The organism is Halomonas citrativorans (assembly GCF_014898005.1).
GTDB classification, from domain to species: domain Bacteria; phylum Pseudomonadota; class Gammaproteobacteria; order Pseudomonadales; family Halomonadaceae; genus Vreelandella; species Vreelandella citrativorans.
In genome coordinates this window covers 188792-211567 of sequence record NZ_JABUYX010000003.1, presented here as the reverse complement: position 1 = coordinate 211567, position 22776 = coordinate 188792, and the positions used below count along the sequence as shown (strand labels likewise).

16 protein-coding genes and 4 tRNA genes are annotated in these 22776 nt (G+C 54.7%); 17 read left to right on the top strand and 3 right to left on the bottom strand.

Annotated elements, in window-relative coordinates:
* Positions 1 to 23: 23 nt before the first annotated feature.
* The 3 genes from INT20_RS06060 to typA all read right to left on the bottom strand — a co-directional run bounded on the left by INT20_RS06060 (position 24) and on the right by typA (position 4430).
* Positions 24 to 740: an ABC transporter ATP-binding protein gene (locus tag INT20_RS06060; protein ID WP_287077452.1), complete on the bottom strand. Its 717-nt coding sequence runs from the start codon at positions 738 to 740 to the stop codon at positions 24 to 26.
* 113 nt (positions 741 to 853) lie between these two features.
* Positions 854 to 2287, bottom strand: coding sequence for a sodium-dependent transporter (locus INT20_RS06055; RefSeq protein ID WP_193053655.1), 1434 nt, complete (start codon positions 2285 to 2287; stop codon positions 854 to 856).
* A gap of 316 nt (positions 2288 to 2603) precedes the next feature.
* The gene (gene typA / locus INT20_RS06050; protein WP_193053654.1) at positions 2604 to 4430 is read right to left on the bottom strand and encodes a translational GTPase TypA; all 1827 of its coding nucleotides are present in this window, start codon (positions 4428 to 4430) and stop codon (positions 2604 to 2606) included.
* A 163-nt stretch (positions 4431 to 4593) separates the two neighbouring features.
* Here typA and INT20_RS06045 point away from each other — a divergent pair, with 163 nt between their 5' ends.
* The 17 genes from INT20_RS06045 to fusA all read left to right on the top strand — a co-directional run bounded on the left by INT20_RS06045 (position 4594) and on the right by fusA (position 22750).
* A complete protein-coding gene (locus tag INT20_RS06045) occupies positions 4594 to 5577 on the top strand; it encodes a biotin--[acetyl-CoA-carboxylase] ligase (protein WP_172117725.1) in 984 nt (327 codons plus the stop codon).
* A complete protein-coding gene (locus INT20_RS06040) occupies positions 5574 to 6413 on the top strand; it encodes a type III pantothenate kinase (RefSeq protein WP_193053653.1) in 840 nt (279 codons plus the stop codon). Before INT20_RS06045 ends, INT20_RS06040 begins: the two co-directional genes overlap by 4 nt.
* Positions 6414 to 6532: 119 nt before the next feature.
* A tRNA-Tyr gene (locus INT20_RS06035) sits at positions 6533 to 6616 on the top strand.
* Between the two features lie 104 nt (positions 6617 to 6720).
* Positions 6721 to 6794, top strand: a tRNA-Gly gene (locus tag INT20_RS06030).
* 14 nt (positions 6795 to 6808) lie between these two features.
* Positions 6809 to 6883, top strand: a tRNA-Thr gene (locus INT20_RS06025).
* 172 nt (positions 6884 to 7055) lie between these two features.
* Positions 7056 to 7131 (top strand) — tRNA-Trp (locus INT20_RS06020).
* Positions 7132 to 7200: 69 nt separating this feature from the next.
* On the top strand, positions 7201 to 7584 hold the full coding sequence (gene secE, locus INT20_RS06015; RefSeq protein WP_193053652.1) for a preprotein translocase subunit SecE: 384 nt from the start codon (positions 7201 to 7203) through the stop codon (positions 7582 to 7584).
* An 8-nt stretch (positions 7585 to 7592) separates the two neighbouring features.
* The gene (gene nusG / locus INT20_RS06010; protein WP_193053651.1) at positions 7593 to 8126 is read left to right on the top strand and encodes a transcription termination/antitermination protein NusG; all 534 of its coding nucleotides are present in this window, start codon (positions 7593 to 7595) and stop codon (positions 8124 to 8126) included.
* A 104-nt stretch (positions 8127 to 8230) separates the two neighbouring features.
* The gene (gene rplK, locus INT20_RS06005; protein ID WP_172117721.1) at positions 8231 to 8662 is read left to right on the top strand and encodes a 50S ribosomal protein L11; all 432 of its coding nucleotides are present in this window, start codon (positions 8231 to 8233) and stop codon (positions 8660 to 8662) included.
* A gap of 2 nt (positions 8663 to 8664) precedes the next feature.
* Complete coding sequence (gene rplA / locus INT20_RS06000) at positions 8665 to 9357, top strand: 50S ribosomal protein L1 (protein WP_193053650.1); 693 nt, start codon at positions 8665 to 8667, stop codon at positions 9355 to 9357.
* A gap of 302 nt (positions 9358 to 9659) precedes the next feature.
* Entirely contained in the window at positions 9660 to 10163 is a 504-nt protein-coding gene (rplJ, locus tag INT20_RS05995; protein ID WP_018917742.1) for a 50S ribosomal protein L10, read from the top strand.
* A gap of 111 nt (positions 10164 to 10274) precedes the next feature.
* On the top strand, positions 10275 to 10646 hold the full coding sequence (rplL, locus tag INT20_RS05990; RefSeq protein ID WP_087108966.1) for a 50S ribosomal protein L7/L12: 372 nt from the start codon (positions 10275 to 10277) through the stop codon (positions 10644 to 10646).
* A 257-nt stretch (positions 10647 to 10903) separates the two neighbouring features.
* On the top strand, positions 10904 to 14980 hold the full coding sequence (gene rpoB, locus INT20_RS05985; RefSeq protein ID WP_172117719.1) for a DNA-directed RNA polymerase subunit beta: 4077 nt from the start codon (positions 10904 to 10906) through the stop codon (positions 14978 to 14980).
* Between the two features lie 10 nt (positions 14981 to 14990).
* Positions 14991 to 19205 (top strand): DNA-directed RNA polymerase subunit beta', encoded by a 4215-nt coding sequence (gene rpoC, locus INT20_RS05980; RefSeq protein ID WP_193053649.1) that lies wholly within the window; start codon positions 14991 to 14993, stop codon positions 19203 to 19205.
* Positions 19206 to 19393: 188 nt separating this feature from the next.
* Positions 19394 to 19768, top strand: coding sequence for a 30S ribosomal protein S12 (gene rpsL / locus INT20_RS05975; protein ID WP_009098973.1), 375 nt, complete (start codon positions 19394 to 19396; stop codon positions 19766 to 19768).
* 155 nt (positions 19769 to 19923) lie between these two features.
* On the top strand, positions 19924 to 20394 hold the full coding sequence (rpsG, locus tag INT20_RS05970) for a 30S ribosomal protein S7 (RefSeq protein WP_018917738.1): 471 nt from the start codon (positions 19924 to 19926) through the stop codon (positions 20392 to 20394).
* A gap of 232 nt (positions 20395 to 20626) precedes the next feature.
* Complete coding sequence (fusA, locus tag INT20_RS05965; RefSeq protein ID WP_172117717.1) at positions 20627 to 22750, top strand: elongation factor G; 2124 nt, start codon at positions 20627 to 20629, stop codon at positions 22748 to 22750.
* Positions 22751 to 22776: the final 26 nt, after the last annotated feature.

The window sequence follows — 22776 nt, the reverse complement described above, 5'->3', positions numbered from 1 at the left end:
TGTCGTTTATAGGGAGCGTTTGATCAGACAGCGTCGGTGCCAAAGTAAGCTTCAATCACCTCTGGGTTATTTTGAATATCCTGAATATGCCCCTCGACCATCATGCTCCCTTGAGCCAGGACAATCACCGGGTCGCATAGCCGGGCAATCATGTCCATGTCGTGTTCGATCACTAAAAAGGTGTAACCCAACTCGCGATTCAAACGCTCAATATTGCTGATCAAGTCGCCCAGCAGGGTGCGGTTAACGCCTGCGGCAATTTCATCAAGCAGCACGACCTTGGCATCCGTCATCATGGTGCGGCCAAGCTCTAACAGCTTTTTTTGCCCGCCAGACAGGTTGCCTGCCAGCTCATTGCGGACATGGTGCAGGCCGACAAACTCGATGACCTCAAGCGCACGTTTTCGGACCGCCGCTTCTTCTTCACGCACCCGTGCCGGTTTAAACCACGTGTTGAATAAGCGTTCTCCCGCCTGATGAGGCGGCACCATCATCAGATTTTCCAGCGCACTCATTTGGCTAAATTCATGGGCAATCTGGAAGGTGCGTAAAAGCCCCTTGTGGAAGCGTTGGTTGGCGCTGAGCGCGGTAATATCGTCACCGTCGAGAAATACATGGCCGCTATCCGGCGTCAGGGAACCAGCGATCAGATTAAACAGGGTCGATTTACCTGCCCCATTAGGGCCGATCATGCCGGTAATTGAGCCTTTCTCGACGCGAATGGAGCAGTTGTTAATCACCTGTCATCCACCAAACGCCTTGTTCACCTGCTGTACTTCAATAAGAGGATGCATAGTGCCCTCGTGATGTAGGCGACCATTGGATCGTCTGTATTGTTATTGTAGGGTGCTGGTCAGCGCGGTTTTTGGCGTCGTTGGCTAAGCGCAAAGAGGCCGACCAGTAGCAGTGCGCCAAGCGCAGGAATCATATAGCCCTCAACCTGGGGAATAGTGCGTAAAAAGACAAACGCGACCGCGGTAGGGGCAACAAAACGCACTAGAAACCGCCAGCTAATAAACCAGGCATGGGTAGTATCCAGCTCTTTCATCACTTCGCTTTGAGTGAGCACCCAGCCTGCGAATAGCGCAATCATCAGGCCACCCAGCGGCATAAAGATATTGGTCAATAGTTCGATAACATCAAAGGCGCTGCGGCCAAATAGATGGTGGAAAAGGCTGTCTTCTGCGCCGATGTTAAAGCTTGCGACGGTGAGCAGTCCCATTGCCCAAGCCGCCACCACCACGATGATGACTGCCTGGGGTCGGGTAAGGTTGAAGCGCTCGACCAGAAAAGCGGCCACGGGCTCGATAAGCGAGATGGAGGAACTAATCGCAGCCCCCAGCACTAAAATAAAGAAGACGCCGCCGATTAGCGCCCCCAGCGGCATTTCAGCGAAGGCAAGTGGCAATGTCACAAACATCAGTCCTGGGCCCTGGCCGGTTTCAAGCCCTGCCCCAAATACCAGCGCGAAAATCGCCAGCCCTGCCACCATGGCAATCGCCGTATCCACTACGGCCACGCCAATGGCGGTGCGCGTAAGAGAGGCATCGCCGGGCATATAGGCGCCGTAGGCCATAATAGCGCCCATCCCCAGGCTTAGCGTAAAGAAGGACTGCCCCACGGCCTGTAGCCAGCCCTCAAGGCTCAGGTCCGCGATGTTAAAGGTCAACAGAAAGCGCGCCGCCGCATGTATATCGCCATTCATCACGCTGTAAGCAAGCACTACCGTCAGAATAATGAACAGCGCAGGCATCATAATGCGCAGGCCCGTCTCAATTCCTCGGTGAACGCCCATGCTGACGATGAGTGCAGACGCCGCAATGAACAGCGTGTGATACAGCGTCATAAGGGAAGGGGACGCCAGCAGTGCGTCAAAACTCGCCGCCATCGTTTGCGCGTCGGCACCCACAAGCGAGCCGGTCAGCATCAGCCCGGTGTAGTGCAGTGCCCAGCCAGCGATGACCGAGTAAAAGCTTAAAATCAAAAAAGCCGAAGCCGCGCCCAGCCAGCCGATTAACTCCCAGGCGCGCGAGGCTTTGTGCGTTTTGGTTAAGTGCCGCATGCCCATAATAGGGCTCTGACGGCTGGTGCGGCCCAGCATGGTCTCGGCGATCAGGATAGGAGTGCCGACGGCCAAAATGGTGGCGGCATACACCAGGATAAACGCCCCGCCACCGTTTTCACCGGTTAAATACGGGAAACGCCAAAGATTGCCCAAGCCCACGGCGGAGCCTACCGCCGCCAGTAAAAAAGTACCCTTGTGCGTCCAGACGTTGTGTCCACTCATGTACAGAGTGTTCCTGTGCAAGTGATAGGCAAAGATCGGTATCCAAATGCCTGTATGTATTGCAGTTTGGCAGAAAGCTTTGGCGTCGCCAGTTGTAAGCTACTGTGCGGTAGAATGCGTGCGCTTTCCAGCGCCTTGGCGTTTAGGCTGCGTTTATTGGTGCACTTGGCGGGGCTTTAAAAAAGAGTAGCGGAGGTAGCCGCGGGGCAATGAATGGCGCAAACGTTTGCAAAGAGCGCCCCAGATACAAGGAAGCCCGCACGGTGGCGGGCTTTCGGTCTTGCTTTAGAGCTTGTTGAGCGTTTGCTCAGCTGACTTATTTCTTGCCAGCGCGCTTACGCTCGTTCTCTGTCAGGTGCTTCTTACGCAGGCGGATGTGCGTCGGCGTGACTTCCACCAGCTCATCGGAATCCAGGAATTCAATGGCCTGTTCCAGCGTGAACTTGATCGGCGGCGTCAGTACGATGTTTTCATCGTTACCGGTGGAGCGCATGTTATCGAGCTTTTTACCCTTGGTCGGGTTAACTACCATGTCGTTGGCACGGTTGTTAATACCGATCAGCATGCCTTCGTAGACTTCGGTAGCGTGATCGATGATCAGCTTGCCACGCTCTTGCAGCGCGTAAAGGGCATAGGCCAGCGCTTTACCGCCTACCATGGAGACCAGAACGCCGTTACGACGCTCAATAGACGCATCGGGCTTCAGCGGACCGTAGTGGTCAAAGCGGCTGGTCAAGATGCCGGTGCCGGATGTCAGGGTCAAGAACTGACCACGGAAACCGATCAAACCACGTGCAGGAATGATGAAGTCCAAGCGAACACGGCCTTTACCATCCGGATTCATGTTAGTCAGTTCACCCTTACGATAGCCAAGCTCTTCCATGATCGAGCCCTGATGCTGCTCTTCACAGTCAATGATGACTTCTTCGTAGGGCTCCTGCTTCTCGCCGTCGATCTCTTTGATGATAACTTCGGGACGGCCAACGGCCAGCTCAAAGCCTTCACGACGCATGGTTTCGATCAGTACCGACAAGTGAAGCTCGCCGCGCCCGGAAACCTTGAATTTTTCAGGGGTGTCGCCCTGTTCAACACGCAGTGCCACGTTGTGAATCAGCTCTTGATCAAGACGATCCTTGATATTACGGCTGGTGACGTACTTGCCTTCTTTACCGGCGAACGGCGAGTCATTGACCTGGAAGGTCATGGACACGGTTGGCTCATCAACGGAAAGCGGCGGCAGGGCTTCAACGGCACTGTTGTCGCACAGCGTATCGGAAATCGCCAGATCTTCGATACCGGTGATACAAACGATGTCACCTGCGGTCGCTTCGGTCGTTTGTACACGCTCCAGACCCATGTGCGTCATGACCTGGCCGACTTTACCTTTACGGGTAGCGCCTTCCTTGGTGATGACGGTGATCTGTTGGCCCGGCTTGACACTGCCGCGCTTGATGCGGCCAAGACCGATAACACCCACGTAGCTGTTGTAATCCAGTGCGGAAATCTGCATCTGGAAGGGACCGTCGACTTCAACTTGCGGCGGCTTAACGATATCTACAATCGCCTGGAACATGGGGTCCATGTTCTCGGCAAGTGCGTCAGGCTCCATGCCGGCAATGCCGTTGAGTGCTGAGCAGTAGATGATTGGGAAGTCGAGCTGCTCGTCGGTGGCACCCAAGTTGTCAAACAGATCGAAAATCTGGTCGATAACCCAGTCAGGGCGTGCGCCAGGGCGGTCAATCTTGTTCACCACGACGATCGGCTGGAGGCCTTGAGAGAACGCTTTTTGAGTCACAAAGCGGGTTTGCGGCATCGGGCCATCAACTGCGTCAACCAGCAGTAGCACTGAATCCACCATGGACATAACGCGCTCTACTTCACCACCGAAGTCAGCGTGCCCAGGGGTGTCAACGATGTTGATGTGGTAGCCCGTACCATTGCCATCTTGCCACTGAATGGCTGTGTTTTTGGCCAGGATCGTAATGCCGCGCTCTTTCTCCTGGTCATTGGAGTCCATAACCCGCTCTTGGGCTTCGGCCTTGCGGTCTAGTGTGCCCGATTGACTTAACAGCTTGTCTACCAAGGTAGTTTTGCCGTGGTCAACGTGGGCGATGATGGCAATGTTACGAAGATTCTCGATCACGACGCGATCCTGCTGGGAAAATAGGGCGGCATTATAGGGTCTCGGTATGGTCGACTACCAGCCTTGTCTCAAATAAAGCGTTAAGTCAATAACCCAAACGCGGCAGTTTTCGCCTCCTACGTGCATCCGTTAAGATAGGCGTTTTCCCAGTTGGGGCAAGCACATGACCATCGGTAACCTGGTGCGTTTGTTGAGCGATGGCAATGTTCACTCTGGTGAACAATTAGGCGAAACGCTGGGCGTTTCGCGGGCTGCTGTATGGAAACAGCTAAAAAAATTGGAAGCCTTGGGCGTGGAATTGGTGGCGGTCAAAGGGAGGGGCTATCGATTAGCTCACCGCCTTGAGCCATTGGAAGGTGCTCGAATTGTTGAGCACCTGCCTGCTCAGGCACGCCATTTGTTGACACGATTATTTGTCGAAGACCAGTTGCCTTCAAGCAATGAGTATCTGCGTCAGCGATTTAATCAGGGTGCGGGGCATGGCGAAGTGTGCCTGGTTGAACTCCAAACCGCCGGTCGTGGTCGCCGTGGGCGAGTATGGACAACCCCGTGGGGGCAAAGTTTGATGCTCTCGTTGGGCTGGCGCTTTGACGCGGGGGTAGCCTCGCTTGAAGGGTTAAGTCTTGCGGTAGGCGTGGTTGTGTCTCAGGTGCTTGAGCAACTAGGCGCTGCGCCTAAGCTAAAATGGCCCAATGATATTCTGATGGTGGATGCAGGCGACGAGCTGGGCAAGCTGGCTGGCATATTGATTGAGGTGACGGGCGATGCGGCGGGGCCTTGCGAGGTTGTGATTGGCATGGGTATGAACCTGTCGTTAACCGAGTCTCAGCGCGCCGCCATTGACCAGCCGGTAGCCGCGCTGTTTGATGTGCATGCCGGGCATACGCGAAATCAGTTGGCGTCAGATGTTGTGGCGGGGCTTCTGAGCATGCTGGCAGATTTTGAACACGTCGGTTTTGCCGCATGGCGCGATGAGTGGAATGCGCGCCATGCGTATGTAGGCGCGCCGGTACGTATCATTCAAGGGGAGCGCGTCAGCGATGCGATCGCAGGCGACGTCGATAACAGCGGTAACTTATGGGTTACTGAAAACGGTCACTCGCGGCGCTTGGCAGGCGGTGAGATCAGCGTACGCAGGCGCTTATGATTCTGGATTTAGATATCGGTAATACCTTGTCGAAATGGCGGCTCAAGGATGCCGAAAGTAGTGAAATACGCTCGCGCGGTGCTGTCTGGACGCGCGAAGAGTGGCGCCCAGGGGCGGATATTCCAGACCTTGATGTGGTTGAGGCCGTACGTATTTCAAGCGTTGCTCGGGCCGCTGTGTTGGAGGAGACGGTGACGCTGCTGCGCCACAAGGTGCGCCATGTCTATGTGGCGCACTCAACACCTGAGGCGTTGGGCGTTGTTAACGGCTATGAGGAGCCCGCTCGGTTGGGGGTCGACCGATGGATGGGAGCGCTTGCCGGCTACCAACTGGCCGGAGGCTGCTGTGCGGTCGACTGTGGTAGTGCCATCACTATTGATTTTGTGCTGCCTGGCGGTATGCACCTGGGGGGCTTTATTATCCCAGGGTTACGGCTAATGAAAGAGAGCTTAAAGCTGGGTACCCGCAATGTCGCGATTGATCCTGAAAGCGAGGCGGACGCTTTGCTGGAGCCTGGGCGTCGCACCGTCGATGCGGTTAATCACGGGATTTATATGGCGGCTGTTAGCGCGATTAACCGTATTTATAGCGAAGTGTGCGATCAGCAGGGCATTGCGCTACCCGTGCTGTTGACAGGCGGCGATGCACGCGTGGTTTCTCGAGGCGTACAAGTGCCTCACGCGGTATGGCCTGATATGGTGTATGGGGGGCTTGAGGCCAGTTTTCCGCTTACCTTCACTGAACGAGCAGGAAAAATGGCCGGTGCGCCGCGGGTGCCTGAGCCTGTATCGTTAGAAAAAATTCGCGCAGGGCTTGCATTCTCTATGCTGCTTTGACAGAATGCAGCGCGTTCCAAGGCAGCTAACAGATGCGCTAGCATCGCAAGCTACGATAAATTAAGTAAATATCTAGCTTGACAGTGTTTTGGAGGCTGGCATAATGTGCCGCCAACGCTGGAGAGATTCCCGAGTGGCCAAAGGGAGCAGACTGTAAATCTGCCGCGAAAGCTTCGAAGGTTCGAATCCTTCTCTCTCCACCAGATTTAAGCAGCAGCGACGTTTGTCGGTGTTGTGGGATGAAAGCCGGTAGAGGGCATTGTCTATCGTTCGGCGTGCAGCGGCTTGTAATCCATGCAGCAGTTACGCGGGCGTAGTTCAACGGTAGAACCTCAGCCTTCCAAGCTGATGGTGCGGGTTCGATTCCCGCCGCCCGCTCCAGTTGATGTGATTTGGCTCATGTAGCTCAGGGGTAGAGCACACCCTTGGTAAGGGTGAGGTCGACGGTTCAATTCCGTCCATGAGCTCCATATTTCGAGAAAAGCGAGCGAAGCTCGCTTTTTTTGTTTCTGAGTTCGTCTCTGTCGTAGGGCGCTGTATATTTTGAGTGTTCGATGCAGAGTGGGGTTGTCAGGTGGTTATTTCTCCGCTATCATGGCGCCCGCTGTTGTGTAGGCTTTTCTTATCCTATGCAGCGATGATAGGCCAGTGGCTCAATTGGCAGAGCAGCGGTCTCCAAAACCGCAGGTTGGGGGTTCGAGTCCCTCCTGGCCTGCCAACCTTCCCCAGGTTGGCATGTTTTTTCAGAATTCCTTTATTGTAGCCGCATCCCAAGGAGTCTCGTTTTATGAAGCCTGGTTCTGTAAAGCACGGTACCGAGGTGCAGCAGGCGCGCCATGACGGGCTTAAGTGGGCTGTGGTTGCAGCGCTGCTTGTCGTTGCTGTCGTTGGTAATACCTATTTCGCCGATATTGGCTTGCTCTACCGCGTATTAGGTGTGGTGGTGTTGTGTGCGCTTGCAGGTTTTATCGCACTTACCACTACTAAAGGTCGCGACTTAACAGAGCTTGCCGTAAGCGCCAAGAAAGAGATTCAGCGCGTTGTATGGCCGACCCGTCCCGAGACTATTCAAACCACTGCGATTGTTCTGGTGGCGGTTCTCGTGGTGGGGTTGATGCTGTGGTTGATTGACACTCTTCTTGGCTGGGCAATGTCCGGCGTCATTGGTTAGGAGTTTTCATGTCCAAACGTTGGTACGTCGTCCACGCCTATTCCGGTTTTGAGAAGCATGTTATGCGCTCACTGATTGAGCGCGTAAAAATGTACGGTATGGAAGATCGTTTTGGCGAAATTCTGGTGCCGACGGAAGAAGTCGTGGAAATGCGCGACGGCAAACGCCGCAAGAGTGAGCGTAAATTCTATCCCGGCTATGTATTAGTCGAGATGGAGATGGTCGATGAGACATGGCATCTCGTTAATGAGACTCCGCGCGTTATGGGCTTCATCGGCGGAACGAAAGAGAAACCGGCTGCGATCACGACCCGTGAAGCGGACGCTATTTTGCGTCGCGTTAAAGACGGAACTGATAAGCCGCGGCCCAAGACAATGTTTGAGCCGGGCCAGTCGGTACGTGTTATCGATGGTCCTTTTGCCGACTTCAACGGTTTGGTTGAAGAAGTCAACTACGACAAGAGCCGTTTGCAGGTCAGTGTATTGATCTTTGGGCGTGCAACACCTGTCGAGCTTGAATTTTCTCAGGTCGAGAAAGAGTAGGATGCAGGTTAAGAAAACGTCGTAAATTCGTAAGAGGCAGCCGTTGGCTGTCTCGCTAGTCCCGGGGAGCCGCAAGGCGCTATTACCCAATTGGAGTGTTTACCATGGCCAAGAAAGTCCAGGCTTATATCAAACTGCAGGTAGCTGCAGGTAAAGCCAATCCAAGTCCGCCCGTAGGCCCAGCACTGGGTCAGCACGGTGTGAACATCATGGAATTTTGTAAGGCGTTTAACGCAGCGACTCAAGAGATTGAGCCGGGTCTGCCGACGCCTGTCGTGATCACTGTCTACTCTGACCGTAGCTTCACGTTCGTTACCAAAACACCGCCTGCTGCCGTGCTGCTGAAAAAAGCCGCTGGTATCAAGTCGGGTTCTGGTGAGCCGAACAAGAAGAAGGTCGGTACCGTGACGCGCGAGCAGATTGAAGAGATCGCCAAAACCAAGGAGCCTGATCTGACGGCTTCTGATCTCGATGCCGCCGTACGTACTATCGCAGGCAGCGCTCGTAGCATGGGCCTTAACGTGGAGGGTCTCTGATCATGGCTAAACTGTCTAAGCGCGCGAAGGTCATTCGCGAGAAAGTAGATGCCAACAAGACGTACTCTCTGGAAGACGCGGTTGCACTGCTTTCTGAGCTGTCTACTGTTAAGTTCAATGAGTCTGTTGATGTCGCGATCAACCTGGGTGTTGATCCGCGTAAATCTGACCAGGTCGTTCGTGGCGCAACCGTCATGCCTAACGGTACTGGTAAAGATGTACGCGTAGCGGTCTTCACTCAAGGTGCTAACGCTGATGCTGCTAAAGAAGCAGGCGCTGACATTGTGGGTATGGATGAGCTGGCTGAGCAAGTGAAGAAAGGCGTGATGGATTTTGACGTCGTTATCGCTTCTCCGGACGCTATGCGCGTTGTTGGTCAGCTGGGCCAGATTCTTGGTCCGCGCGGCCTGATGCCGAACCCGAAAGTCGGCACCGTAACGCCTGACGTTGCAACCGCAGTTAAGAACGCCAAAGCCGGTCAGGTACGTTTCCGTACTGACAAAAACGGTATTATCCACACGACGCTGGGTAAAGTGACGTTTGATGCTGCGTCTGTTCAAGGCAACCTGGAAGCGCTGGTTGCTGACCTTAAGAGGCTCAAGCCGAGTTCCTCTAAAGGTATTTACTTTAAGAAAGTCACCCTGTCCACTACCATGGGCCCAGGTCTGACTATCGACCACTCTGCGTTTGTATAAGCAGACCGTCGACAGGTTTAAGTAAGAACCGAGCAAGAACTTTGCGGTCCTCTAGTTAGGTAAGCCTACTGGAGCACCGTCAAAGACCGCAGGTGCCGCGCTGGATGTTTTTATCTCACGCGGCTTAATTGCCTAAAGCGCCTGCGCAGATGGTGTGGCCGCCAGTTGGTTGAAGCTTTTTAGCGACATTGCTTTCTGGTGAGCACCATCCCCTAAGGCTTCCAGTGCTGGTTAGAGTAGGCCTGGAAGAGATGGTAACCTCCGGCGCCTTAAAAAGGCTCCGGCACGAAGGAGTGATCACTGTGCCACTAGCACTTGAAGGCAAGAAAGCGATTGTTGCCGAGGTCAGTGAAGCGGCCAAGGGCGCACTCTCCGTCGTAGTTGCCGATTCTCGCGGTGTAACGGTCGGTAAAATGACCGATCTGCGCAAGCAGGCACGTGAGAATGGTGTAGAGCTTCGTGTTGTTCGTAACACGCTGGCTCGCCGCGCCCTCGAGGGCACTCAGTGGGAGTGTCTGAACGAGAGCTTTGTTGGTCCGACTCTGTTGGCTTTCTCTACCGATCATCCGGGCGCTGCCGCTCGTTTGTTCAAAGAGTTCGCTAAAACTGAGCAGAACTTCGAAGTGAAGGCGTTGGCCTACGAAGGCGAACTGATCCCGGCTGCTGACATCGACCGTCTGGCAACCCTACCGACTTACAACGAAGCAATTGCCAAGTTGATGTCGGTAATGAAAGAAGCCTCCGCTGGCAAGCTGGTTCGTACCCTGGCCGCTCTGCGCGATCAGAAGCAAGAAGAAGCTGCGTAAGCAGACCTTTTTGCAGGCGGCGTGAACGCTATGCCGATTACGTTGCCTGAACCGAGCAATGAATCCTGAGTCCTCGGCCGACCGAGGCTCCCGCAAAGTTAGGAATGAAAAATGGCACTGTCTAAAGACGATATCATCAATGCTGTAGCCGACATGTCCGTAATGGAAGTTGTTGAGCTGATCGAAGCAATGGAAGAGAAATTCGGCGTATCAGCTGCTGCAGCTGTTATGGCTGGCCCGGCTGCTGGCGGCGAAGCTGCTGCAGAAGAGCAAACCGAGTTTGACCTGGTTCTGACCGCTGCTGGTGACAAGAAAGTTAACGTCATCAAAGCCGTTCGCGAAATCACTGGTCTTGGCCTGAAAGAAGCTAAAGGCGCTGTTGACGGCGCTCCGGCAACGATCAAAGAAGCCATGTCCAAAGACGACGCAGAAGCAGCAAAAGCGAAGCTGGAAGAAGCGGGCGCAAGCGTCGAGCTCAAGTAATTCTTGTGCTGACGGCTTTACGCGCTGCGTAAGCTTCCACGGCTGGCGGCGGGTTTTCCCGCTGCCGGCCTTTTTCTGTTGCAACGTTTAGGTTGCAGCAGAAACACAGTAATACCGTTGTTGTAATACTGTTATCGATCAAGATTTTCGACGGCGAGCTACCGGTTTAGGAGCTTGCTGTCTGCGTCTGACACGCCCGCGCAGGGCAGCGATGACCACGCATCGGTCACCCATGGTGAACAAGCTGGGGAATACAGATGGCTTACTCATATACTGAGAAAAAACGCATCCGCAAGGATTTCGGCAAACTGCCCCAAGTGATGGATGTGCCTTACTTGCTGGCCATCCAGCTTGATTCCTATTACGACTTTCTCCAGCAAGATCGTTCGCCTGACGAGCGTCACGAAGTTGGCCTGCATGCGGCGTTCAAGTCCGTTTTCCCGATCGAGAGTTTCTCGGGCAACGCGGCACTTGAGTACGTTAGCTATCGCTTTGGTACGCCGGCGTTCGATGTTAAGGAGTGTCAGCTGCGTGGCGTGACCTATTCCGCCCCGCTGCGCGTCAAGGTTCGCTTGATCATTTATGATCGCGATTCCTCGAACAAGGCAATCAAGGATATTAAAGAGCAAGAAGTCTACATGGGGGAAATCCCCCTGATGACTGAGAACGGTACCTTTGTTATCAATGGTACTGAGCGGGTTATCGTTTCCCAGCTCCACCGCTCGCCCGGTGTGTTCTTCGATCACGACAAGGGCAAGAGCCACTCTTCTGGTAAGTTGCTCTACTCTGCTCGCGTAATTCCTTACCGTGGTTCCTGGTTGGACTTCGAGTTCGACCCCAAAGACAACGTGTTTGTACGTATTGACCGTCGCCGCAAACTGCCGGCCTCGGTGCTGATGCGTGCGCTAGGCATGAGTACTGAAGAAATCCTCGGTGAGTTCTTCGAAACCAGCGTTTTCCACATCGAGAAGTCTGGCTTCTCCGTGGAGCTGGTGCCCTCGCGTCTGCGCGGCGAGACCGCCACCTTTGATATCAAGGATGGCAACGGCGACATTATTGTTGAAGAAGGTCGTCGGATTACTCAGAAGCACATTCGTCAGCTTGAAAAAGCCGGCCTTGAGCGTCTGGAAGTGCCGATGGAATACCTGTTCGGTAAAACGCTGGCCAAGGATCAGATTGACACCAAAACCGGTGAGCTGATCTGCCCGTGCAACACCGAAATTACGCCTGAAGTGCTTGAGCGCATGGCGCAAGGCAGCATCAAGCGCATTGAAACGCTTTACACCAATGACCTCGACTGCGGCTCGTTCATTTCCGACACCTTAAAGTTGGATACGACTGGCTCAGCACTTGAAGCGCTCGTTGAAATTTATCGCATGATGCGTCCCGGCGAGCCGCCCACAAAAGAGTCTGCCGAGACGTTGTTTAACAACCTGTTCTTCTCTGAGGACCGCTACGACCTGTCGGGCGTTGGCCGCATGAAGTTCAACCGTCGCCTGCGTCGTGAATCCGACACGGGTTCCGGCGTACTGGATCGCAAGGACATCCTCGATGTGCTGCGCGAGCTGATCAATATCCGTAACGGCTTTGGTGACGTTGATGATATCGATCACCTGGGTAACCGTCGTATTCGCTGTGTGGGCGAAATGGCCGAGAACCAGTTCCGTGTCGGCCTGGTACGCGTTGAGCGTGCGGTAAAAGAGCGTCTTTCCATGGCGGAAAGCGAAGGCCTGATGCCCCAGGACTTGATCAACGCCAAGCCAGTTGCAGCGGCGGTGAAAGAGTTCTTCGGTTCAAGCCAGCTGTCCCAGTTCATGGACCAGAACAACCCACTTTCGGAAGTTACCCACAAGCGTCGTGTGTCTGCACTCGGCCCGGGTGGTTTGACCCGTGAGCGCGCTGGCTTTGAAGTACGTGACGTACACGCCACGCACTACGGCCGTTTATGCCCGATCGAAACACCTGAAGGACCGAACATCGGTCTGATCAACTCGCTGGCCACCTACAGCCACACCAACAGCTACGGCTTCCTCGAAACGCCGTACCGTAAGGTGAATGCGGGTCAGGTAACTGACGATATTGTGCACCTCTCTGCTATTGAAGAGGGCGACTACATCATCGCTCAGGCTTCTGCAGCGGTAGATGAGTCCAATAAGCTTTCTGACGACCTGGTTCAGGTGCGTCACCGTGGTGAAACCACCTTTATGCGTCCTGAGCAAGTGACGCTGATGGACGTTTCTCCTCGCCAGGTCGTGTCGGTGGCGGCTGCCCTGATTCCGTTCCTGGAGCACGATGATGCTAACCGCGCCTTGATGGGTGCGAACATGCAGCGTCAGGCCGTTCCTACTCTGCGTGCTGACAAGCCGCTGGTAGGTACCGGCATGGAGCGTTTCGTTGCGCGTGACTCCGGCGTATGTGCCGTGGCGCGTCGTGGCGGCGTTATCGACTCGGTAGATGCGCGTCGTGTGGTAGTACGGGTTAGCGAAGATGAGATCATCGGTGGTGAAGCCGGCGTTGATATCTACAATCTGACCAAGTACACCCGCTCGAACCAGAACACCTGTATGAACCAGCGCCCCATTGTGCGTCCTGGCGACAGCGTTGCACGTGGCGATATTCTCGCCGACGGCCCGTCTGTTGACATGGGTGACCTGGCACTGGGTCAGAATATGCGCATCGCGTTCATGCCCTGGAACGGCTACAACTTCGAGGACTCCATTCTGCTCTCTGAGCGGGTCGTTCAAGAAGACCGTTTCACCACGATCCACATTCAGGAACTGACCTGTGTGTCTCGCGACACCAAGCTGGGGCCGGAAGAGATCACCTCTGATATTCCCAACGTCGGTGAGTCCGCGCTGGGTAAATTGGACGAGGCGGGCGTCGTGTACATCGGTGCTGAAGTTGGCCCGGGCGACATTCTGGTCGGTAAGGTAACGCCGAAGGGTGAAACCCAGCTGACGCCAGAAGAGAAGCTGCTGCGTGCGATCTTCGGTGAGAAAGCGTCTGACGTAAAAGATACCTCCCTGCGTGCTCCTACGGGCATGAAAGGTACGGTTATCGACGTTCAGGTGTTCACTCGCGACGGCGTTGAAAAAGATTCACGTGCGCTCTCCATCGAGCAAATGCAGCTGGATGAAGTGCGTAAGGACCTGCAGGAAACCTACCGTATTGCTGAAGACGCAACGTTTGAGCGTCTGCAGCGTACGCTGGATGGCCAAGCCGTTAACGGCGGTCCGAACCTCAAGAAAGGCGACGTGCTGGACGAGGCTTACCTCGACGAGCTGCCGCGTCAGCAGTGGTTCAAGCTGCGCATGCAGGATGAGGCTTACAACGAGCTTCTGGCACAGGCCGACGAGCAGTTGGAAAACCGTCGTAAAGAGATGGACGAGCGTTTTGAAGACAAGAAACGCAAGCTGACTCAGGGCGATGACCTGGCGCCTGGCGTGCTCAAAATCGTCAAGGTTTACATGGCGGTCAAGCGCCGTATCCAGCCAGGCGACAAGATGGCAGGTCGTCACGGTAACAAGGGTGTTATCTCCGCGATTATGCCGATCGAAGACATGCCGTTCGATGAGAAGGGCGAGCCGGTCGATGTGGTACTTAACCCCTTGGGTGTACCGTCGCGTATGAACGTGGGTCAGATTCTTGAAACTCACCTGGGAATGGCAGCGCGTGGTTTGGGTGTCAAAATCGACGCTATGCTACGTGATGCGCGCGGCCAGCAGGTTGCCGAGATCCGTGACTTCCTTGGCCAGGTATACAACACGCCGGGTGCGCGCCTTGAAGATCTGGATTCGCTCAGTGATGACGAAGTTATCGCGCTGGCGAAAAACCTGAAAGGCGGTGTCCCCATGGCCACGCCGGTATTTGATGGTGCCGAAGAGCACGAAATCAAACACTTGCTGAAGCTTGCTGACATTCCTGAGTCTGGCCAGATGGTGCTGCACGATGGCCGTACCGGTGATGCGTTTGATCGCCCGGTCACCGTCGGCTACATGTACATGCTGAAGCTGAACCACTTGGTAGACGACAAGATGCACGCTCGTTCTACCGGCTCTTACTCGCTGGTTACCCAGCAGCCCTTGGGTGGTAAAGCACAGTTCGGTGGTCAGCGCTTTGGTGAGATGGAAGTGTGGGCGCTGGAAGCCTATGGCGCGGCCTACACCCTGCAAGAGATGCTCACCGTCAAATCGGACGACGTCGAAGGCCGCACCAAGATGTACAAAAACATCGTGGATGGCGACCACACCATGCAGGCAGGCATGCCGGAATCCTTCAATGTACTCGTGAAGGAAATCCGCTCGCTGGGCATCGATATTGAGTTAGAGAGCTAGGAGCCGTGCTATGAAAGATTTGGTGAAAGTACTCAAATCGCAGTCTCAGTCCGAAGAGTTTGACGCGATCAAGATTACTCTGGCGTCGCCGGACATGATTCGCTCCTGGTCGTTTGGCGAGGTGAAGAAGCCTGAGACCATTAACTACCGTACCTTTAAGCCGGAGCGGGACGGTCTGTTCTGCGCCAAGATTTTTGGCCCGGTAAAGGATTACGAGTGCTTGTGCGGTAAGTACAAGCGCATGAAGCACCGCGGCATCATTTGTGAAAAGTGTGGCGTTGAAGTCACCAAGGCAGCCGTGCGCCGTGAGCGTATGGGGCACATTGAGCTGGCCTCGCCGGTTGCTCACATCTGGTTTTTGAAATCATTGCCGTCGCGTATCGGCATGTTCCTCGATATGACCCTGCGTGATATCGAGCGCGTGCTGTACTTTGAGTCCTTCGTTGTTATCGATCCAGGCATGACCACGCTTGAGCGTGGTCAGCTGATGAACGATGAGCAGTACTTTGAAGCCCTTGAAGAGTTCGGCGATGACTTCGATGCCCGCATGGGTGCCGAAGCGGTGCAAGAACTCCTCAAAGATATTGATCTTGAAGAAGAGATAAACACCCTGCGTGAAGAGATTCCGCAGACTAACTCTGAAACCAAGATCAAGAAGCTTTCCAAGCGTTTGAAGCTGCTGGAAGCGTTTTACCACTCCGGCAATGCGCCGGCGTGGATGGTCATGGAAGTGCTGCCTGTCCTGCCACCGGATTTACGTCCGCTGGTACCGCTGGACGGCGGCCGCTTCGCGACCTCCGATCTCAACGACCTTTACCGTCGTGTGATCAACCGTAACAACCGCTTGAAGCGTCTGCTCGACCTTAATGCGCCGGATATCATCGTGCGCAACGAGAAGCGTATGCTTCAGGAAGCGGTCGATGCTTTGCTTGACAACGGTCGTCGTGGCCGCGCGATCACGGGCTCCAACAAGCGCCCGCTGAAGTCGCTCGCCGACATGATCAAAGGTAAGCAGGGTCGTTTCCGTCAGAACTTGTTGGGTAAGCGCGTCGATTACTCGGGCCGTTCGGTGATTACCGTGGGTCCTACTCTGCGCCTGCATCAGTGTGGTCTGCCGAAGAAAATGGCACTGGAGCTGTTCAAGCCGTTTATCTACTCCAAGCTTCAGTCGCTAGGCTTCGCCTCAACGATTAAAGCCGCGAAGAAAATGGTTGAACGCGAGCTGCCGGAAGTGTGGGACATCCTTGCCGATGTTATCCGCGAACACCCGGTACTGCTTAACCGTGCACCGACGCTTCACCGTCTGGGTATCCAGGCGTTTGAACCGCTGCTGATTGAAGGTAAAGCGATCCAGTTGCACCCGCTGGTGTGTGCGGCCTACAACGCCGACTTCGACGGTGACCAGATGGCGGTACACGTGCCGCTGACCCTGGAAGCCCAGCTCGAAGCCCGTGCGCTGATGATGGCGACCAACAACGTGCTGTCGCCCGCCAACGGCGAGCCGATCATCGTGCCGTCGCAGGACGTTGTTCTGGGTCTTTACTACATGACCCGTGAGAAGATCAACGCCAAGGGCGAAGGCATGGTGTTCTCTGACCTCAACGAGGTTGAGCGCGCCTTCGGTACTCAGTCGGTATCGCTGCACGCCCGTGTCAAGGTGCGTCTGGACGAGGTCGACATCGAAGAAGAGACCGGCGAGAAGTCATTCCATCGTCGTCTATACGAAACCACGGTTGGCCGTGCGCTGTTGTTCCGCATTCTGCCTGAAGGCGTGCCGTTTGCGCTGATCGACCAGCCGATGAAGAAGAAGGCGATTTCTGGCCTGATCAACGAAGTATATCGCCGCTCCGGCCTCAAGCCGACGGTCATCTTCGCTGACCAACTGATGTACACCGGTTTCCGTCTGGCGACCTGGTCCGGCGCCTCTATCGGCGTTAACGACTTCGTCATCCCGGATGCCAAAACCGAGATCGTCGACGCGGCCGAAGCTGAAGTCAAAGAGATCGAAGACCAGTTCTCTTCTGGCCTGGTAACTGCGGGCGAGAAGTACAACAAGGTTATCGATATCTGGTCCAAGGCCAACGATAAAGTCGCCAAGGCGATGATGACCGGTATTTCCAAAGAGACCGTTATTGACCGCGATGGCAACGAAGTTGAGCAGGAATCGTTCAACAGCGTCTTCATCATGGCCGACTCCGGTGCACGGGGTAGTGCCGCTCAGATCCGCCAGTTGGCGGGTATGCGTGGCCTGATGGCCAAGCCGGATGGCTCGATCATCGAGACGCCGATCGTGGCCAACTTCCGTGAAGGCCTGAACGTACTTCAGTACTTCATCTCGACCCACGGTGCACGTAAAGGTCTGGCGGATACGGCTCTGAAAACGGCTAACTCCGGTTACTTGACGCGTCGTCTGGTGGACGTGGCCCAGGATCTAGTGATCACCGAGGTTGACTGTGGTACTGAAAACGGTCTGACCCTGCACCCGATTATCGAGGGTGGCGACATCATCGTACCGCTATCACAGCGCGTATTGGGTCGTGTGGTTGCGTTGGATGTGGTTGATCCAGGTACTGAAGAAGTTCTGATCCCACGTAACACGCTGCTAGACGAGAAGTGGTGTGCTGAGCTCGACACCATGGGTGTGGATGAGATTATCGTACGCTCAACCATTACCTGTGACACACCGCACGGCGTATGTTCGTCCTGTTACGGACGTGATCTTGCCCGCGGTCACCAGGTCAACATCGGTGAATCTGTCGGTGTTATCGCCGCTCAGTCAATCGGTGAGCCGGGTACCCAGCTGACCATGCGTACGTTCCACATCGGTGGCGCGGCATCGCGTTCATCGGCCGTCGATAGCGTACAGGTCAAGCACGGCGGTAAGGTTCGTCTGCACAACATTAAGCACGTAGAGCGTGCCGACGGCAAATTGGTCGTGGTATCGCGTTCTAGCGCCCTGGCGGTGGCTGACGATCACGGTCGTGAGCGTGAGTACTACAAGCTGCCCTACGGTGCTGAACTTTCCGTACGCGACGGCGACGTGGTTGATGCCGGTGCGATGGTTGCCAAGTGGGATCCGCACACCCATCCGATCATTGCTGAAGTAGAGGGTAAGGCGCAGTTCATCGATCTCGACGAAGGTGTCACCATGCACCGCTCAGTCGACGAGATGACCGGTCTCTCCTCTATCGAAGTCATTGAGTCCGCCGCTCGCCCGATGGCTGGTCGCGACAAGCGTCCGATGGTCATGCTGCAAGATGCGGCCGGTGAGTACGTGTCGGTTTCCGGCTCGAACACGCCAGTGCAATATCTGCTGCCAGGCAATTCCATTATCTCCGTTGATGATGGTTCCACCATCGGTGTGGGTGAGGTGGTTGCCCGTATTCCGGTTGAAGCATCAGGTAACAAGGATATCACCGGTGGTCTGCCACGCGTTGCTGACCTATTCGAAGCACGTAAGCCGAAAGAACCGGCGATCCTTGCCGAAATCAGCGGTGTGGTGAGCTTCGGTAAAGAGACCAAAGGCAAGCGTCGTTTGACGATTACGCCAGGGTCTGGCGATCCGTTTGAAGCGCTGATCCCGAAATGGCGTCAAATCGCCGTTTTTGAAGGCGAAAGTGTTGAGAAGGGTGAGGTCATCTCCGATGGCCCGAGCAATCCGCACGATATTCTGCGTTTGCTCGGCGTAGCGGAGCTTGCCAAGTACATTACGGCCGAAGTGCAAGATGTTTACCGTCTGCAGGGCGTAGGCATCAACGACAAGCACATCGAAGTTATTGTGCGTCAGATGCTACGTAAGGTCGAAATTGCCGATTCAGGCGATTCTGACTTCATCACCGGCGACCAGGCTGAGCTTGTGCGCGTGCTGGAGCAGAACGCTCGTCTCGAAAAAGAAGGTAAATTCCCGGCGAAGTATCAGCGCTTGTTGCTGGGTATCACCAAGGCCAGCCTGGCGACCGAATCGTTCATCTCTGCGGCCTCCTTCCAGGAGACAACCCGCGTACTGACCGAAGCGGCTGTTACCGGCAAGCGCGATTATCTGCGCGGCCTGAAAGAAAACGTGGTAGTTGGGCGTCTGATTCCGGCAGGTACCGGTCTGACTCACCACGCTGAACGTCGCCGCAAACGCGAAGACGTTGAGCGCCTGTTCAATCCCTCAGCGACTGAGGTAGAGCAGGAGCTTGGAGCACAGTTGACAGCACTTGATTCTGACGACGAGCTCTAAAAATGAGTAGTAAAAAATGAGCATCTGACCCTGGAAGCGCTATCTTGCCGGTAAAACCGCCGGCAAGACTTGACGTCGACTAGGGTCAGCCTTTAGAATGCGCAGCCTTTAACAGTGGGGTGGGTGCGCCCGCATCCGCTGCCCGTATTTGTTAAAGGCTAGGCAACCATTGGAGTCAGCTAAACACCATGGCAACGATTAATCAGCTAGTGCGTAAGCCGCGCAAGCGCCCCGTTACTAAAAGTGACGTGCCCGCGCTTCAGGCTTGTCCGCAAAAGCGCGGCGTATGTACGCGCGTATACACCACTACTCCCAAGAAGCCGAACTCGGCCCTGCGTAAGGTTTGCCGTGTGCGCCTGACCAACGGTTTCGAAGTTTCTTCTTACATTGGTGGTGAAGGTCACAACCTGCAGGAGCACTCTGTTGTTCTGATTCGCGGCGGTCGTGTAAAGGATTTGCCAGGTGTGCGTTATCACACCGTTCGTGGCGCCCTTGACACCTCTGGCGTACAGAATCGTAAGCAGGGCCGTTCCAAGTACGGTACTAAGCGTCCGAAGTCTTAAGACAGCTTGCCGTCACGCTGTGTTTGCAGCGTATGTAACGTAATGTCCAACACGAATATGATGGTCTGATAAGAGTAAGGTCGGGCAGTGCAGGGTAGTCGATACTAAGCGCGAGTTCCGGGTTTACCTGAAGGATCCTTAATTGAGGGCTTATCATGCCTAGAAGAAGAGTTGTAGCTAAACGCGAAATCCTGCCGGATCCTAAGTTCGGAAGTGAGCGTCTGGCGAAGTTCATGAACCACCTGATGGTCAGCGGCAAGAAGTCCATAGCTGAGCGCATTGTTTACGGTGCGTTGGACAAGGTTGCCGAGCGTAGTAGTGAAGAGCCGCTGGAAATCTTCGACAAAGCGCTGGAAACCATCCAGCCGATGGTCGAAGTGAAGTCGCGCCGCGTGGGTGGTGCGACCTATCAGGTTCCGGTTGAAGTTCGTCCGTCTCGCCGCCAAGCGCTCGCTATGCGCTGGTTGGTAGACGCGGCGCGTCGCCGCGGTGAAAAAACGATGGTTCAGCGTCTGGCAGGTGAAATGCTGGATGCCGCAGAAGGTAAAGGTTCTGCTGTTAAGAAGCGCGAAGACGTGCATCGTATGGCCGAAGCCAACAAGGCTTTCTCGCACTATCGTTTCTAAGAGCGTCCCTTTCAAGAGTGACGTTTTTAAGTACGGCGTTTGTAAGCGCAGTGTTTATAAAGTTCGCGTTTATATATGCACGTTGTTTCAGCAGGGCGTCGTTGGAAGTGGTAGGTCGAGTCGCTTTGTTGCAACACCCCGCCGTTATCATTCTGTGATAGCGGCGGTAGCGTAAGGCTCACTTTTGCCACTGCTAAGTTAACGAGCATCGCCAACTAACGGGAGTTTCACCGTGGCACGCAAGACACCACTTAATCGTTATCGCAATATTGGTATCGTAGCGCACGTTGATGCGGGTAAAACCACAACGACCGAGCGGGTACTGTTCTATACCGGCTTGAATCACAAGTTGGGTGAAACACACGAGGGTGCCTCAACGACTGACTGGATGGAGCAGGAGCAGGAGCGTGGTATTACGATCACCTCTGCCGCTGTCACCACCTTCTGGCAAGGTATGGCCAAGCAGTTTGATGAGCACCGTATCAACATCATCGATACGCCTGGGCACGTTGACTTCACTATCGAAGTTGAGCGTTCATTGCGCGTGCTAGATGGTGCGGTTGTCGTACTGTGTGGGTCTTCCGGCGTTCAGCCGCAGACCGAAACAGTATGGCGTCAGGCCGATAAGTACGAAGTACCGCGTATGGTCTTTGTTAACAAGATGGACCGTACTGGCGCTGATTTCTTCATGGTTGTTGACCAGTTGAAAGAGCGCTTGGGTGCGAATGCCGTGCCGATCCAGATTAACTGGGGTACGGAAGAAGACTTTAAGGGCGTTATCGACCTGATTCAGATGAAGGCTATCCTGTGGGATGAGGCTAGCCTGGGTATGAATTTCGAACTCGTGGATATTCCGGCTGAGCTGCAAGAGACTGCCGAGAAATATCGCGAGCAGATGGTTGAAGCGGCTGCCGAAGGCTCTGACGAGCTAATGGACAAGTACCTGGAAGGCGTCGAGCTGTCGATCGAAGAGATCAAGGCAGGTCTTCGTACGCGTACTCTGGCCAATGAGATTGTTCTGGTTACCTGCGGTTCTGCCTTTAAGAATAAAGGTGTTCAGGCAGTGCTGGACGGTGTTATCGAGTACATGCCTTCGCCAACTGAAGTTAAGGCGATCGAAGGTGAGCTGGACGATAAAGATGGCACCATCGCTAAGCGTGAAGCCGATGACAGTGCGCCGTTTGCAGCGTTGGCATTCAAGATCGCTACCGACCCCTTCGTTGGTACGCTGACCTTTATCCGCGTTTACTCGGGCGTTCTGAAGTCTGGTGACGGTGTATATAACTCCGTTAAGCAGAAGAAAGAGCGCGTTGGTCGTATCGTACAGATGCACGCCAACTCGCGCGAAGAGATCAAAGAAGTACTCGCTGGCGATATTGCAGCATGTATCGGTCTGAAAGATGTCACCACGGGTGATACCCTGTGTGATATTGATAACAAGATCGTTCTTGAGCGCATGGAGTTCCCGGATCCGGTTATCTCGGTTGCCGTTGAGCCGAAGTCCAAGGCTGACCAGGAAAAAATGGGTATTGCACTGGGTAAATTGGCCCAGGAAGATCCTTCTTTCCAGGTTAAAACCGACGAAGAGACCGGCCAGACGATTATTTCTGGTATGGGTGAGCTTCACCTGGATATTCTCGTTGACCGTATGCGTCGCGAGTTTAAGGTGGAAGCCAATATCGGTAAGCCGCAGGTAGCATACCGCGAAACTATTCGTGGCAGCATTGAGCAGGAAGGCAAGTTTGTACGTCAGTCCGGTGGTCGTGGTCAGTACGGTCACGTTTTGCTGCGTATTGAGCCGCTGACTGCTGAAGAGAAGGGTGAAGGCGAAGAAGAGATTTTCTTCAAATTCAACTCTGAGATCGTAGGTGGTACGGTTCCCAAGGAATACGTCCCTGCGGTTGAGAAAGGCGCTTACGAGCAGCTTAAAAACGGTGTCATCGCGGGTTACCCGATGATCGACGTTAAAGTGACGCTGTTCGACGGCTCCTTCCACGACGTAGACTCTAACGAGACTGCGTTCAAGATTGCTTCTTCTATGGCAGTGAAGGAAGGTGCCAGGAAGGCCAAGGCCGTGCTGCTGGAGCCGGTGATGAAGGTCGAAGTCGTGACTCCCGAGGAATTTATGGGCGACGTCATGGGCGACCTGAGCCGTCGTCGCGGTCTGGTGCAGGGTATGGATGACTCTTCTTCTGGTAAAGTCATTCGTGCGACGGTGCCGCTGGGTGAGATGTTCGGTTACGCAACCGACCTGCGCTCACAAACCCAGGGCCGTGCGAGCTACTCTATGGAGTTCTCGAAGTACGACGAGGCGCCCTCCAGCGTCGTTGAAGCCGTCATCAATCAAAACGGTTAACCGTTAGCTAACGTAAAGAGGTTATA